The organism is Serratia marcescens (genome assembly GCF_001902635.1).
Classification (GTDB): Bacteria; Pseudomonadota; Gammaproteobacteria; order Enterobacterales; family Enterobacteriaceae; genus Serratia; species Serratia marcescens_F.
Map to the genome: position 1 here is coordinate 1 of NZ_MJAO01000002.1, position 13,575 is coordinate 13,575.

A 13,575-nucleotide genomic window follows, 5' to 3' on the forward strand; every position below is an offset into this window, starting at 1 on the left:
GCGAGTAAAAAAAAGCCCCGCAGTGCGGGGCTTTTGGCTATTCATCCGACACGCGATTAACGGCCGGCGACGGTGACAAAGCGGGTTTCCAGGTAGGACTCGATCGCTTCGCTGCCGCCTTCGGTGCCGTGGCCGGAGTCTTTCACGCCACCAAACGGCGTTTCCGGCAGGCCGAAACCGATGTGGTTGATGCTCAGCATGCCGCTCTCCACGTCGCGCCCCAGCGCATTGACGGTGGCGATATTGCGGCTGTAAGCGTAGGCGGCCAGCCCGTACGGCAGGCGGTTGGCTTCGGCGATCGCCTCGTCATAGGTGGCGAACGGGCGCAGCAGGGCGACCGGGCCAAACGGCTCTTCCGACATGGCACGCGCGTTCAGCGGCACATCGCGCAGCACCGTTGGCTCGAAGAAGTTGCCTTTGCCCGCCACGCGCTTGCCGCCGGTGCAGGCTTTCGCCCCGTGAGCGACGGCATCCTGCACCAGCGCTTCGATATTGTCGACGCTGCGGCCCAGTACCATCGGCCCCATCGTCACGCCGTCTTCCAACCCGTTGCCGAGCTTGAGCTCACGCACCGCCGCGGTGAATTTCTCCACGAAGGCTTCATAAACGCCTTGCTGGATCAGGAAGCGGGTCGGGGCGATACAGACCTGGCCGGCGTTGCGGAATTTGGACTGCGCCAGCTCTTTGGCCGCCGCGTCGAGATCGGCGTCGTCGAAGATCAGCACCGGCGCGTGGCCGCCCAGCTCCATGGTGGCCTTTTTCATATGCTGGCCGGCCAGCGCCGCCAGATGCTTGCCCACGCGGGTAGAGCCGGTGAAGGAGATCTTGCGGATGGTCGGATGCGGGATCAGGTATTCCGAGATTTCCGCCGGGGTGCCGTACACCAGCGCGATCACCCCGGCCGGGATACCGGCGTCGGCGAAGGCTTTGATCAGCTCAGCCGGAGAAGCCGGCGTTTCTTCCGGGCCTTTGACGATGATCGAGCAACCCGCCGCCAGTGCGGCAGACAGCTTGCGCACGATCTGGTTGATCGGGAAGTTCCACGGCGTGAACGCCGCCACCGGGCCGACCGGCAGTTTCAGGGTTTGCTGCTGCACGTCGCGGGCGCGAGACGGAATGATCTGCCCGTAGGTGCGGGTGGCTTCGCCGGCGAACCAGTCGATGACGTCGGCGGCGTTGAGAATTTCGATTTTGGCTTGCGCCACCGGTTTGCCCTGTTCCTGCGTCATGATGGCGGCGATGGCATTGGCGCGTTCGCGCAGCAGCGCCGCCGCTTTGCGCATCAGGTTGGCGCGCTGGTGCGCGGCGGTGTCGCGCCAGAGGTTAAATCCGCGCTCGGTGGCGGCCAGCGCCAGATCGAGATCCTCCGTGGCGGCATGTGCCACTTGACCGATTACCTCGTCGGTGGCGGGGTTGGTGACCGGCAGGGTTTTCCCGGCCAGTGCGTTGCGCCATTGTCCATCGATATACAGTTGAGTATCCGGATACATTGTTGCCTCTTGTTTGCGGAGTGTCAGGGGCCGATGAGCTTCGCGATGCGGCGCGCCTGAAAGGGACAGGGACCTTAACCCTACGCCGAATGGCGGCGATCGTCCAGGCGAGGGGCACGAAAGCGCCAGGGTGGCTACTCAACCGGCGATGTTTTGGCTATGCTGAGCAGATTGTCAGCACGGACGAGGAGGTCGGGTGCAAGGGGTACCACAACAGTTTCCGTTCGAGAAGGATTGCGCGCAGTTCCGGCATTTGTCGCATTTGCCGGGCGTCGAACTCTATCAGGCACACATCGAGCGCTATGCCTTCGAGCCGCACACCCACGACGCCTTCGCTATCGGCACCGTGGACACCGGGGCGGAGCGTTTCCGTTATCGCGGCGCGCAGCACCTGGCGGCGCCGGGCGCGCTGGTGCTGATGAACCCGGACGAGCTGCACACCGGCGAAGCCGAAACCCCCGGCGGTTGGTGTTATCGCATGCTCTATCTGGCGCCCGAGGCGCTGGAGCAGCTGTCCGGCGATCGGAGCCAGTGGTTTACCGATGCGGTGCGACACGATCCGCGGGCGGCGCAGCGCCTGTCCGCCATTCTCGCCACGCTGTGGCAAACCGACGATCCGCTCACGCTCGACGGCCTGCTGTTGGAAGCGGTCGAGCTGCTGCAGCCGCACATCCGCGCAGGGCAGCGGGAAAAAGCCGAGGCGGCGCACCGTTTCGAGGTGGTGAAAAGCTATCTGCACGATAACTTCGCCGAGGCCGTGACCCTCAATCAGCTGGCCGAACTGGTGTCGCTCAGCCCGTACCATTTCCTGCGCAAGTTCAAGGCCGAATACCACGTCTCGCCGCAGCAGATGCTGATGGCGATCCGGCTGTCGCAGGCTAAACGCATGCTGGAGCGCGGCATGCCCGCCGCACAGGTGGCGGCGGCGGCGGGGCTGACCGATCAGGCGCACCTGACGCGTGCCTTCGCCAATCGTTACGGTGTCACACCGGTGCGTTTCCAGAAACAGGTGAAATTGGGCTAAAACAGCAACCTGCTACAATAATTCCTCCCCGCGTTTTCGCTACTCTGCCGCTGTCTTGTCGGGCGGGTTGGCCGCACCGGCCGTTTGTCGGAGTCGTTATGTTCATTGGCGTTGTGTTTGCCCTGGCCGCCGGGCTGATGTGGGGATTGATCTTCGTCGGCCCGCTGCTGGTGCCGGATTATCCCGCCGCGCTGCAGTCCACCGGGCGTTATCTGGCCTTCGGGCTGATCACCTTGCCGCTGGCCTGGTTCGATCGCCGCCGCCTGCGCAAGCTGCGGCGCCAGGATTGGCAGGAGGCGCTCAAGCTGACGGCCATCGGCAACCTGCTGTACTACCTGTGCCTGGCCAGTGCCATTCAACGCACCGGCGCGCCGGTTTCGACCATGATCATCGGCACCTTGCCGGTGGTGATCGCCATCTGCGCCAATCTGTTTTATGGCCGGCACGACGGGCGGTTGGCCTGGGGGAAACTGGCGCCTGCATTGCTGCTGATCGTCTGCGGGCTGGCGTGCGTCAACGTCGCCGAACTGCGCAGCAACGCACTGCCGGTCGACGGTTGGCGCTATCTCAGCGGCCTGGGGCTGGCCGTGTTGGCGGTGGCGTGCTGGACCTGGTTCCCGCTGCGCAACTCGCGCTGGCTGCGGGAGAACCCGACGCAGCGGCCGGCCACCTGGGCCACGGCGCAAGGGCTGGTGACGTTGCCGCTGGCGCTGCTGGGCTATCTGGTGGTCTGCGGCCAGCTGGCGCTAAGCGAGCCGGCGTTCGCCTTACCGTTCGGCCCGCGCCCGGAGGTCTTTATCCCGCTGATGCTGATTATTGGCGTGTTCTGTTCCTGGCTGGGGGCGCTGTGCTGGAACGAAGCCAGCCAGCGGCTGCCGACGGTGTTGGTGGGGCCGCTCATCGTGTTCGAAATTCTGGCGGGTCTGGCTTACACCTTCCTGCTGCGCCAGGCCTGGCCGCCGTTGCTGACGCTGGCCGGCATCGTCTGCCTGATGGCCGGCGTGGTGTACGCCATGCGCATCAAACCGCAGCCGGTGGTGGCGCTGGAGGAAAAACAGGGGTGACGCCCGCCGCGAAGGCGGGCGCGAGAGTTAACGCTTGCTGTGGTGAATGATCTCTTCGGCCACGTTGCGCGGCGCTTCGGCGTAGTGGCTGAACTCCATGGTGTAGGTGGCGCGCCCCTGCGACATCGAGCGCAGGGTGGTCGAGTAGCCGAACATCTCTGACAGCGGCACCTTGGCGCGGATCTCCTTGCCGCCGCCGCCCGGGATCTCTTCCATGCCCTGCACCAGGCCGCGGCGTGAGGAGAGGTCGCCCATCACGTTGCCGGCGTACTCCTCCGGCGTTTCCACCTCCACCGACATGATCGGTTCGAGGATCACCGGGTCCGCCTGGCGGCAGGCTTCCTTGAAACCGAAGATCGCCGCCATGCGGAACGCCTGTTCCGACGAGTCGACGTCGTGGTAAGAGCCGAAGGTCAGATGCACCTTGACGTCCACCACCTGATAACCGGCCAGCACGCCGTTGTTCAGCGCCTCGAGCACGCCTTTTTTCACCGCCGGGATGAACTCGCCCGGAATGACGCCGCCCTTGATCTCATCGAAGAATTCGAAGCCTTTGCCGGGCTCGTTCGGTTCGACGGTGAGCACCACATGGCCGTATTGCCCCTTGCCACCGGACTGGCGCACAAATTTGCCTTCCACGTCGGCCACCCGTTTGCGGATGGTTTCGCGGTAAGACACCTGCGGTTTGCCGGTGGTGGTTTCCACCCCGAACTCGCGGCGCATGCGATCGACGATAATCTCCAGATGCAGCTCGCCCATGCCGTAGATAATGGTTTGGCCGGATTCTTCATCGGTGCGCACGCGGAACGACGGATCTTCCGAGGAGAGGCGCTGCAGCGCGATGCCCATCTTCTCCTGATCGCCCTTGGTTTTCGGTTCGATCGCCTGGGCGATCACCGGTTCGGGGAAGGTCATGCGCTCCAGCGTGATGATGGCGCTGGGATCGCACAGCGTATCGCCGGTGGTGACGTCCTTCAGCCCGACGCAGGCGGCGATGTCGCCGGCGTGCAGTTCGTCGATGTCCTTACGATCGTTGGCGTGCATTTGTACGATGCGGCCGATACGCTCTTTTTTGCCTTTGGTCGGGTTATAGACGCCGCTGCCTTTGGCCAGCACCCCGGAGTAGACGCGCACGAAGGTCAGCTGGCCGACGAACGGGTCGGTCATCAGCTTGAAGGCCAGCGCCGAGAACTTTTCGTTATCGTCGGCTTTGCGGGTGATGATTTCATCGTGCTCGCCGTGTCCCTCCATCGGCGGTACGTCGAGCGGCGAGGGCATCAGTTCGATCACCGCGTCCAGCATGCGCTGCACCCCTTTGTTGCGGAACGCCGACCCGCACAGCATCGGCTGGATTTCGCCGGCGACGGTGCGCACCCGCAGCCCGTGGACGATCTCTTCTTCGCTCAGCGGCACCTGATTGAGGTACTTCTCCATCAGCTCTTCCGAGGCCTCGGCGGCGGCTTCGATCATGTTTTCACGCCACTCCTGCGCCGAATCGCGCAGGTCGGCCGGGATCTCTTCGAAGCTGAAGTTCATGCCCTGCGAGGCTTCGTCCCACAGAATGGCTTTCATCCGCACCAGATCCACCACGCCGCTGAAGTGGTCTTCGGCGCCGATCGGGATGACGATCGGCACCGGGTTGGCTTTCAGGCGCTCGATCATCATTTTGCGTACGCGGAAAAAGTCTGCGCCGATGCGGTCCATCTTGTTGACGAACGCCAGCCGCGGCACCTTGTATTTGTTGGCCTGGCGCCAGACGGTTTCCGACTGTGGTTGCACGCCGCCCACCGAGTCGTAGACCATCACCGCGCCGTCCAACACGCGCATCGAGCGCTCCACTTCAATGGTGAAGTCGACGTGCCCGGGGGTGTCGATGATATTGATGCGGTGCTGCGGATAATTGTGATGCATGCCGTTCCAGAAGCAGGTGGTGGCCGCCGAGGTGATGGTGATGCCGCGCTCTTGCTCCTGCGCCATCCAGTCCATGGTCGCCGCGCCGTCATGCACTTCACCCAGCTTGTGGCTGACCCCGGTGTAAAACAGAATCCGCTCGGTAGTGGTGGTCTTGCCGGCATCGATATGCGCGGAGATGCCGATATTGCGGTAACGTTCGATAGGGGTAGTGCGAGCCATAATCAACCTTTCTTAGCCGCATGAAGGAGAGCGGCTTAAACAGCATGGATAATGGTGATAATCCTCATAGGGTTATCCGCCGCATCGCAGAGTCTCGCTCTGGTCACAAACTAATCGTAGTTGAAGGCGTTGGTTTTTTTAAGCGATGGTTGTGATAGATGAAAGTTTGCGCGCAGCAAAAGGCGCAGGCGGGAACGGGCGAGAAAAAAGGCCCGCTATGGGCCTGTTGCGTTCGCCGCTTATTTGCGTCCCAGCAAGAAGCCGAAAACGATGCCGATCGCCGCCGCAACGGCCACGCCGGCCAGCGGGTTGGCTTCGACCTGGTTTTTGACGCTGTCCGCTGCGTCTCGGGCGGCATAGCTGGCCCGGGAGGCATATTTTCGCGCCGCGCCGCGCACCTGATGCTCCGGCGAATCGACGGCTTTGCCAAACGCTTCTTCTACCGCGCCCGCCGCTTCATTGGCCTTGTCTTCCGCTTTTCCAAACATGCTTTCTCCTGTGCCTTGTGGTGACAATGAACCTTAAGCCTAGCAGGCGATTGGCGGTTTTTGCAGCATTCCGTGCGTTATAAGAGCAATCCGAGCAGAGAAAAGTCTCGCCGCACGCGCGGCGATGGCTTCACCCGGGCGGCTTTTTGTGTTTTATTGGCTAGCTGTTTAACCGGGTATCGTTAACCTTTGACCGATTCGTTGAGTTGAAAGGACTCCCCATGTCAGTACTGCGTATTGTGGCGCTGCTCGCCGCGACCGCCGCCGCATTGCCCGCCCAGGCCAAGCCTTCGCCCCACGGCGCGGCGGCCGAGAGCGGCATTCGTTGGCAATCTTGCCTCAACAGCGGATTTCAGCGCTGGTTCGATGAGGCGCCGCCGCCGGGGTTGCGCTGCGGCTATCTCGAAGCGCCGCTGATATACACCACGCCTCCCGCCCATGCGGCGCAAGAGGGGGAACAAACCGTGCGTTTGGCGCTGACCCTGTTGCCGGCCACCGGGCCGAAAAAAGGCAGCGTGGTGATGATCAGCGGCGGGCCGGGCCTGCCCGGCATCAATCCCGAACTGGGGAACGACGTCAACGTGGCCAGACTGCGCAAATCCTACGACATTATCGGTTACGATCCGCGCGGCGTCGGCCAGTCGACGCCGAAGATCTCCTGCCAGGTGGCCGAAGGCGACGAAGCGCCATCGCCGGACGACAACGACATCGCCGGTGTGGAGAACCAGACGCATACCCTGATTTCCGCCTGCATCAAACAAACCGGCGCGGACGTGCTGCAACACATCGGTACTGAAGAGGCGGTCAACGATCTGAACGCGATCCGCCACGCGCTGGGTGAGCCGGGGCTGACCGCGGTGGCGTATTCTTATGGCACCAAGGTGGCGGCGCTGTACGCCGAGCGTTTTCCGAAAAAAACGCGCGCGCTGGTGCTGGATGGCGTGGTGGACTTGGCGGAAGACGATTTCACCCAGCGGATGAACCAGGAGCGAAGTTTCCAGCAAAGTTTCCTGCGCTTCGCCGCCTACTGTGGCAAAACCGACAGCTGCCAGCTGGGCGGCGGCGCCAATCAGGCGCTGCAGCGCTATCACGCCTTGCTTCGCAAGCTGCATGACCAGCCGTTCGTCACCGCGGCGGGGTATGAAATCTCCGCCGACGATGTGCTGACCGTCACGCGTTCGCTGTTGCTGTGGCCGGAACGCTGGCATGAACTGGCGACCGTGCTGCGCCAGCTCGACGCCGGGATCGCCGGGCAACAGGTTTCCGATCTGATCGACGAAAGCTACTCACCGGATGCCGATGACGCCCTGAGTGTCATCACCTGCGCCGACGTCGCCAACCCGACGGCCGATCCGCAACTGTTGCGCAGGCAGCGGCAGGAGATCAATACCGCCGCTCTGTATGCGCACTACCTGCCGCTGCACGAGTACCCGCTGGAAATGTGCGATCTGTGGCCGTACCGCGGTAAAGATCGGCCGCACACCCCGGTGGTTTCCTCGGTGCTGCCGCCGCTGCTGTTCGTCGCGCAGCGCTACGATCCGACCACGCCGTACCGCAACGCGCAGGTGATGGCCAATGCGTTCAAAAGCCCGCTGATCACCCGTGAACGCGACGGGCATACGCTGGCGTTGAACGGCATCGACAGCTGCGTCGACGAAAGCGTGGTGGATTATCTGCTGGCACCGAAAAAACCGCGCCGCGACAAGATTTGCCGCTGAGGAGGCCGGGCGGAGGCCCGGCCTTAAGATGATCAGCCGGCGAAAATGTGTGCCTGGCCCATCACGTTGAGATTGACCTGAGAACCGGGCTGCAGGCCTTCGCGGCTGACGGTTTTGATCTCGATCTGTGCGCCGCCGGCGGCCATTCGCAGGTTGAGCGTAGAGACGAAACCGGCGAAATCGATGCCGGTGATCACCGCCTGGCCGCGTTGCGCCGGATCTGACAAACCGATTTGAATCTGCTCCGGGCGCAGCATGATGCGCGCCGAGCCGCTGCGTTGGCGATCGTCGACGGCGATGCGGCCTAAGGCGCAGTCGGCCCAACCGTGCGCCAGTTCGGCGGTCAACACCAGCGTTTCGCCAAGGAAGCTGGCGGTCGGTTCATCGACCGGGCGCAGATAGAGATCTTGCGGCGCGCCCACCTGCGCCAGCCGGCCGTTGCGCATGACCGCCACTTGATCGGCGAACGACAGCGCTTCGCTTTGATCGTGCGTGACCAGAATCGACGCCACCTTGGCTTCCGTGAGCAGCTCGGCGACCGCTTTGCGGGTGGCGGCGCGCAGGCCGGTATCCAGCGCCGAGAACGGCTCGTCCAACAGCATCAGGCGGGGTTGCTGCGACAAGGCACGCGCCAGCGCGACCCGCTGCTGTTGCCCGCCGGACAGTTCGTGCGGCCACAGGGCCGCCAGGCGGCGATCCAGCGCCACCATCTCCATCAGCGCCTCGATGCGCCGCTGTTTCTCACGCTTGCTGCCTTTAAGACCAAAGCCGATATTGCCCGCGACGGTAAAGTGCGGAAATAGCGCGCCATCCTGCGGGACAAAGCCGATGCCGCGCAGATGCGCCGGCACCCAGCCGCCGCCGTGGCTCATGGATTGTCCCTGCAGCAGAATTTGGCCGCCGTCGGGAATTTCAAAGCCGGCGATGATGCGCAGCAGGGTGGTTTTGCCGGAGCCGGAGGGACCGACGATCGCCGTGCGGCTGCCGGCGGCGACCTGCAGGTCGATGTGTTCCAGCACTCTGATGGCGTTGTAAGATTTTCCGATACCGTGCAGTTCGAGCGTACTCATAATCCCGCCGTGCGTTTAGATTGAGAATAAAGAAGCCAGGTTAACGGCAATGACAGCGCCACCATAATCAGCGCATAAGGCGCGGCGGCGACGTAGTCGATCTCGCTGGTCAGCGCCCAAAAGCCGGTGGCTAACGTGCGGGTGCCGTTCGGCGCCAGCAGCAGCGTGGCGGTCAGTTCATTGGCGATCGCCAGAAAGACCAGCGCGGCGCCCGCCGCTGCACCCGGTGCCGCCAGGCGCAGCGTGGTGCTCCACAGCGCCTGCGCCGGCGATTTGCCCAGGCTGCGCGCCACGTTTTCCAATTCCACCGGTGCCTGCGCGATGCCGGCGCGCAGGTTGATCAGCGCCCGCGGCATAAACATCAGCAGATACGCCAGCAGCAGGGTGATTTCGGTTTGGTAAATCGGCCGGAAGCTATGAATGGTGATGGTCACCAGCGCCAGCGCTACCACGATGCCGGGCAGCGAGCTGGTCACGTAGTTGCAGCCCTCCAGCACCCGGTACAGCCGGGCCGGATAGCGCACCGACAACCAGGCCATCGGAATGGCGCACAGCGTGATCAGCAGCGCGCCGGCGGCGGACAGCGACAGCGTTTGCCACAGCGCGGGCCACAGCTCGGCGTTGCGCCACACCTCGAATCCGCCCAGCCACAGCCAGCGGGCCAGGGTGATGAAAGGCACGCCCAGCGCCAGCGCGGTCAGAGAGAACGGCAACAGCAGCGCCAGCGCGGCGAGCGGGGGCGAAAGGCGGCGCGGCGTTTGGCTGCGGGCGCTGCCGGAACCGACGCGGGCATAGCGCGCGCGGCCGCGGCTTAACGCCTCAAGCAACAGCAGCCCCAGGCAACACAGCACCAACACGCCGGCCAGCATGTTGGCCGCCGGGCCGTTAAAGGTCGACTGGAACTGATCGAAGATGGCGGTGGTGAAGGTATCGAAACGGATCATGGCGTACAGGCCATACTCCGCCAGCAGGTGCAGCGCGATCAGCAGCGAGCCGCCCCAGACCGCCAGCTTCAGCTGCGGCAACACCACGCGGAAAAAGACCGCCAGCGGCCGGGAACCCAGGGACGTGGCGACGTCTTCGATACCGGGATCCAAACGGCGCAGCACGGCGGCGGCCGGCAGATAGATAAACGGGAAATAGGCGAGCACCGAAATGAAGACCCCGGCGCCCAGGCCGTGCATCGACGGCACCAGGCTGATCCAGGCATAGCTTTGCACAAAGGCCGGCACCGCCAGTGGCGCGGTGGCCAATATCGCCCAAAGGCGGCGCCCCGGCAGCGTAGTGCGCTCGGTCAACCAGGCCAGGGCCACCCCCAGCACGGCGCAGATCGGCAGAGTCAGCACGACCAACAGCAGGGTATTCAACAACAGTTCCGCCACGCGCGGGCGGAAAACCAGAGTTTTGACCGTTTGCCAGCCGGTTTCAAACGCCACGCCGATGACGAATCCCAACGGCAGCAGCGCCAGCAGCGACAGCAGCACGGCGCTGGCCACGACGATCGCCCCCGGCCGCTGGTGGCGAGGGACAACAGAATAACGCCGCGCGGTCTGCGCGGCGTGGGTACTCAGGTTAGACATAACGATCAAAAACTCTCGGTTTGCCGGCGGGCCTTACAGCAGGCCTGCCTCGGTCATCAGTTCGACAACTTTCTTACTGTTCAGCTGCGCGGCGTCAACCTTCGGCGCGTCCAGCTCTTTCAGCGGTACCAGTTTCGGGTTAGAGGCCGCACCGACGCCGACGGCATATTCAAAGGCGTTGTTGGTGCGCAGGATCTCTTGCCCCTGTTTGCCGGTGATCCACTTGATGAACGCCTGCGCCTGCTGCTGATGCTTGCTGGAAGCCAGCACGCCGCCGCCGGAGATGCTGACGAACGCGCCCGGATCCTGGTGTTTGAAGTAGTACAGCTTGATGTTCTTGCTGTTTTCGCCAGTTTTGGCGCCGTCGACGAACGGATAGTAATGATAGATCACGCCGCTGTCGACCTGGCCGGCATTGACCGCCTTCATCACCGTGCTGTTGCCCTTATAGGCGGTGAAGTTGGTTTTCATCGCTTTCAGCCAGTCCAGCGTCGCTTTTTCGCCTTTCAGTTCCAGCAGGGCGCTGACGATCGCCTGGAAATCGGCACCCGACGGCGAGGCGGCCCAGCGGCCTTTCCATTCCGGCTTGGCCAGATCCAGCAGCGACTTCGGCAGTTGGGCTTCGGTCAGCTTGGCCGGGTTGTAGACGAACACGGTGGAGCGGGCGGCGATGCCGGTCCAGCGGCCGTGGCTTGGGCGATATTGCGGTTCCACCTGGGCCAGCGTCGCGGTGTCCAGCGGGGCGAACAGTTTGGCGTTATCCACCAGCACCATCGCCGGGGAGTTTTCCGTCAGGAAGACGTCGGCAGGCGAGGCACTGCCTTCTTGCACCAGTTGGTTGCCCAACTCGCTGTCGCCGCCGTTGCGCAGCGTGACTTTGATGCCGGTGTCTTTGGTAAAGCCATCGACCCAGGATTTCACCAGATTTTCATGCTGGGCGTTGTAAATGACGATGCCCTGGTCGGCGGGGGCCGCCTGAGCGCCGAAGGCCAGCATCATCGAGGAGGCGAGCAGGGCGACGGGGCCGAGAGATGAAATACGCAGCTTCATGCAGTTATCCTTTTTAGCGTTCGAATGAGGAAAACGAATTTCGCCTGGCAAGCGCAAGCAGCCCGATTTTAGCCAAGAACATCAATAATGATAGTGAAAACGATTCGTATTAAATTATTTTTAACGATCGCTCACAAAATGAATGGCCCTAAGGATAAGTTAAGTTTCGGCTGGGATAATCTGTATTGATTGCCTGAATGGAATAGAGTGCGACGTGATGGCGAGAGGCGGGGAGACGGGATGAGCCGGCGATGTTACCGCGATGAGCGACCGCCTTCCGCAGCAGACGGTCGCTCTTTAGGCAAGCGCGCCGTCAGGCTCGCTCAAAGTGCCCGGTGCCGGTGCCGAAGAACTGCCCGGTGATATTCGGGCCATACTGCGACGGATGAACCAGCGTGGTCAATACGCGGCCGTACATATCACTCAGAGGCATGACGAGTGAGCCGGGTTGGATCGACAACGTCAGCGTCAGCGGAATGCCGATCAGGTTCGCCGTATCGGGTGCGGTGCCTTGCAGATAGAGCGAAGGGAGGTAAATATTGCCGTCGGAACCGGTGCCGGTCGCTTGACCGATAAAGCGAACCAGGGTGCCGTTCTGCGGGGCGTTAGGGCCGATATTGGCCAACTGTGCGGAAATTTGCACGGTTTCGGCGTGCGGCGCACAGGCGCAGGCGCAGCCGCAGCCCTGGAAATCGAAGTAGCCGCAGATATTCTGCTGGCATCCGCAGCCGCACAAGGATTCCGGGTGCACCTGTTGGTTGAATACCGGTTTCAGCTGCGGGTTCTGGTTGAGCAGCGCCTGGCGGCTCTGCACTTCCGCGTTATAAGCGTCACGTGATTGTTTATTCAATGCGTTAGCCTGAGCAGGCGTAATATCTTGCAGTGAAGGCATGTGTAAACTCCTATGATTTTTTTGCTGAGTCAGTCTGAAATGCATATCACGCTGAATCCGGTTGTCAGCCAGACAGGGTAATTGCATCCGAATGGAAATAGTCATTTGTCATCGGCAGAGAAACGTTATGGCAAACAGACCGTTAACGTCATGTTTTCACGCCAATGAATCTTATTTCCGCTTTGCTTTATTGATAATCATTATTTATTCAATCATTCGCCAGTTATTGGCTTTTATAACCGGCAATGGCTTCATACAGGCTCAGAAGCCATTTAAAGGTAGTTAGGCGTTATGGAAATATCAAGCGGGTTTTTTAATGTTATTTTTAAATTGAAATGCTATTGATTTCTTCAGTCTATTATTTTGCTGTTAATCTTCCGTTTGTTTTTCAATGCCATGATTTATATGATTTAAATCTTTTATTGCTCCGTAAGTGGTTGAGGTTTTAGTGTTTGTTTTTCAGCGCCATTCATTACTGCACTTACTTTCTGGAATATTTTCAATGTATTCATAAGTGTGACGATTAATATTGAGTTTATATTTGACTTATATCGGTTCTTTGGCAAACCTGTAATGGCAATTTATCTGTTGCAATGTTGATGTTTTGTTATCGGCTGGGGGTGTTTTTCTCCAATCGTTTCATTTTTCTGTCTGAATTTCGCTAAGGCGTTAATAACATGCGTTCACGTTAATGACCGCCGGCGAGAATTAAGACTCATTCTCAGAAAAATATCGAGAGAGGTGCCTATGTCTAATGGACCATTTTATACCAATCCGATCGTAGTCATCGATGTGGTTAATGACTGCGTACATGTGGAGATGGCGATCGATGGGGGGTTATACGAAAACGTGTTCCCACTGTCGGTGGCGGCCAATGAGGCCTATCCGAAACTGCTGGTGAGCCTGGCGATCCAGGCACAGGCGAGCGGCAAACCGTTGATGGTGTGGGGGGAACCCGGCCCGGAACCGGCTAAAGGCCTGCCGCTGTTCGGTATCACGACCGTGAACATCAAGTAGACGTCGGCAGCGCGCATTTGCGCTGGGCGTCGACAGGGCGGTGAGGAAT

11 protein-coding genes are annotated in these 13,575 nt (G+C 61.3%); 4 read left to right on the forward strand and 7 right to left on the reverse strand.

All coding sequences use genetic code 11. The features are described from left to right. Positions 1-56 precede the first annotated feature (56 nt). Positions 57-1,490: an NAD-dependent succinate-semialdehyde dehydrogenase gene (locus BHU62_RS01960; protein ID WP_073528900.1), complete on the reverse strand. Its 1,434-nt coding sequence runs from the start codon at positions 1,488-1,490 to the stop codon at positions 57-59. A 196-nt stretch (positions 1,491-1,686) separates the two neighbouring features. Here BHU62_RS01960 and BHU62_RS01965 point away from each other — a divergent pair, with 196 nt between their 5' ends. After that, positions 1,687-2,514: an AraC family transcriptional regulator gene (locus BHU62_RS01965; protein ID WP_073528901.1), complete on the forward strand. Its 828-nt coding sequence runs from the start codon at positions 1,687-1,689 to the stop codon at positions 2,512-2,514. A 98-nt stretch (positions 2,515-2,612) separates the two neighbouring features. Next, positions 2,613-3,578, forward strand: coding sequence for a DMT family transporter (locus tag BHU62_RS01970; protein WP_073528902.1), 966 nt, complete (start codon positions 2,613-2,615; stop codon positions 3,576-3,578). Between the two features lie 27 nt (positions 3,579-3,605). Here BHU62_RS01970 and fusA read toward each other — a convergent pair whose 3' ends face one another. Both fusA and BHU62_RS01980 read right to left on the reverse strand, forming a co-directional pair. Continuing rightward, positions 3,606-5,711: an elongation factor G gene (gene fusA, locus BHU62_RS01975; RefSeq protein WP_073528903.1), complete on the reverse strand. Its 2,106-nt coding sequence runs from the start codon at positions 5,709-5,711 to the stop codon at positions 3,606-3,608. Positions 5,712-5,950: 239 nt separating this feature from the next. Beyond that, on the reverse strand, positions 5,951-6,199 hold the full coding sequence (locus BHU62_RS01980; RefSeq protein WP_073528904.1) for a glycine zipper domain-containing protein: 249 nt from the start codon (positions 6,197-6,199) through the stop codon (positions 5,951-5,953). Between the two features lie 221 nt (positions 6,200-6,420). On the opposite strand from BHU62_RS01980, the gene BHU62_RS01985 reads away from it, so the two are divergent. After that, a complete protein-coding gene (locus BHU62_RS01985; RefSeq protein WP_073528905.1) occupies positions 6,421-7,917 on the forward strand; it encodes an alpha/beta hydrolase in 1,497 nt (498 codons plus the stop codon). Between the two features lie 32 nt (positions 7,918-7,949). Here BHU62_RS01985 and BHU62_RS01990 read toward each other — a convergent pair whose 3' ends face one another. The 4 genes from BHU62_RS01990 to BHU62_RS02005 form a co-directional block, all read right to left on the reverse strand. Continuing rightward, positions 7,950-8,987, reverse strand: a complete 1,038-nt coding sequence (locus BHU62_RS01990; RefSeq protein WP_073528906.1) for an ABC transporter ATP-binding protein — start codon at positions 8,985-8,987, stop codon at positions 7,950-7,952. Then, positions 8,984-10,567, reverse strand: a complete 1,584-nt coding sequence (locus tag BHU62_RS01995; RefSeq protein ID WP_073528907.1) for an ABC transporter permease — start codon at positions 10,565-10,567, stop codon at positions 8,984-8,986. Before BHU62_RS01995 ends, BHU62_RS01990 begins: the two co-directional genes overlap by 4 nt. A gap of 33 nt (positions 10,568-10,600) precedes the next feature. Further along, positions 10,601-11,617, reverse strand: a complete 1,017-nt coding sequence (locus tag BHU62_RS02000) for an iron ABC transporter substrate-binding protein (RefSeq protein ID WP_073528908.1) — start codon at positions 11,615-11,617, stop codon at positions 10,601-10,603. 313 nt (positions 11,618-11,930) lie between these two features. Beyond that, entirely contained in the window at positions 11,931-12,509 is a 579-nt protein-coding gene (locus tag BHU62_RS02005; protein WP_073528909.1) for a hypothetical protein, read from the reverse strand. A gap of 747 nt (positions 12,510-13,256) precedes the next feature. Here BHU62_RS02005 and BHU62_RS02010 point away from each other — a divergent pair. Beyond that, positions 13,257-13,526: a hypothetical protein gene (locus BHU62_RS02010; RefSeq protein WP_073528910.1), complete on the forward strand. Its 270-nt coding sequence runs from the start codon at positions 13,257-13,259 to the stop codon at positions 13,524-13,526. The last annotated feature ends 49 nt before the right edge of the window (positions 13,527-13,575 follow it).

Bases quoted from the DNA above. Each gene is read 5' to 3' on its own strand.
- BHU62_RS01960 (WP_073528900.1), bottom strand. From the start codon at position 1,490: ATGTATCCGGATACTCAACTGTATATCGATGGACAATGGCGCAACGCA.
- BHU62_RS01970 (WP_073528902.1), top strand. From the start codon at position 2,613: ATGTTCATTGGCGTTGTGTTTGCCCTGGCCGCCGGGCTGATGTGGGGA.
- fusA (WP_073528903.1), bottom strand. From the start codon at position 5,711: ATGGCTCGCACTACCCCTATCGAACGTTACCGCAATATCGGCATCTCC.
- BHU62_RS01980 (WP_073528904.1), bottom strand. From the start codon at position 6,199: ATGTTTGGAAAAGCGGAAGACAAGGCCAATGAAGCGGCGGGCGCGGTA.
- BHU62_RS01985 (WP_073528905.1), top strand. From the start codon at position 6,421: ATGTCAGTACTGCGTATTGTGGCGCTGCTCGCCGCGACCGCCGCCGCA.
- BHU62_RS01990 (WP_073528906.1), bottom strand. From the start codon at position 8,987: ATGAGTACGCTCGAACTGCACGGTATCGGAAAATCTTACAACGCCATC.
- BHU62_RS01995 (WP_073528907.1), bottom strand. From the start codon at position 10,567: ATGTCTAACCTGAGTACCCACGCCGCGCAGACCGCGCGGCGTTATTCT.
- BHU62_RS02000 (WP_073528908.1), bottom strand. From the start codon at position 11,617: ATGAAGCTGCGTATTTCATCTCTCGGCCCCGTCGCCCTGCTCGCCTCC.
- BHU62_RS02005 (WP_073528909.1), bottom strand. From the start codon at position 12,509: ATGCCTTCACTGCAAGATATTACGCCTGCTCAGGCTAACGCATTGAAT.
- BHU62_RS02010 (WP_073528910.1), top strand. From the start codon at position 13,257: ATGTCTAATGGACCATTTTATACCAATCCGATCGTAGTCATCGATGTG.